At 34.0% G+C, this 885-nt stretch carries 1 protein-coding gene; it reads right to left on the bottom strand.

Features of this window, described 5'->3' with window-relative positions; all coding sequences use genetic code 11:
- Positions 1-187 precede the first annotated feature (187 nt).
- Complete coding sequence (locus tag H4J65_RS00430) at positions 188-712, bottom strand: hypothetical protein (protein ID WP_182194090.1); 525 nt, start codon at positions 710-712, stop codon at positions 188-190.
- Positions 713-885: the final 173 nt, after the last annotated feature.

Below are 885 nucleotides of genomic sequence, written 5' to 3'. Positions count from 1 at the left end.
AAAAGCGCCTAACAAAATAGCGCACTAAAGTTACCACAACAAAGAACGAAAAGAACACCAAAAATTGATGATAAACACTAAAATATTAACAAATAATATTCGAACTAGTGTTGGCAACTAACGCCCAAATAACAGGCTAAGTAATGGTTGGCTAAAATTGTGTAGCGAAGCGAAACGTAGACAACTGTTACGTGTCCTTGTTGATTTGCTTGTTAGCTTCATTTACTTTGAAACTAGAATATATAAAAAACTTATTATTACTTACAAGATCTTTTACAACGCAAGTAACTTTATATACACCAATAGGATCATTATCCTCCACTATTAACCCTACGCGATCAATAGCTAAACCTAATTGACCTTTAGGTAATGCGGGTTTGTTTTTCCATAATTCAGTATTTTTATATTCCGCATAGATTGAGCCATCTGGCTTGAGAATTTGGTAATCAACCTCAGCTATACAATTCCCATCTGCATTAGCAGAACAACCACTAAATAAAACTAAAGCTTCAATTGGTTGGCCTTTTTCTACATTCTCAGATTCTAGAATATGATAACCAGGAGTTGGAGCTTCCCAGTTGTCTAACATTTTTTGAGAATCAGTGGTCATGAATATCATGGCACCAAATTCGCCAGAAGATCCTTGAAAGCTGTTTGAGTTATCTGGTTTATTATTCGTATGCCATTCTTCAGAATTTACAGAATAAGACAATAAACTCATTATTATTAATAGATACTTGATGATGAATCCTCCATGAAGCTAACGCTTAATTAAACTGCAAAAATAGTTGGATTGGTTTTTGCGCCTTTTGCAAAAAACGAGACAAGCTATATTTGTCAGATTGAATTACCTTGTTATTTGATGATAGCGTGAGAACACTAATG

This window comes from Colwellia sp. MB02u-9, assembly GCF_014077085.1.
Lineage (GTDB): Bacteria > Pseudomonadota > Gammaproteobacteria > Enterobacterales > Alteromonadaceae > Cognaticolwellia.
This window is presented reverse-complemented; position numbering and strand designations above follow the sequence as displayed.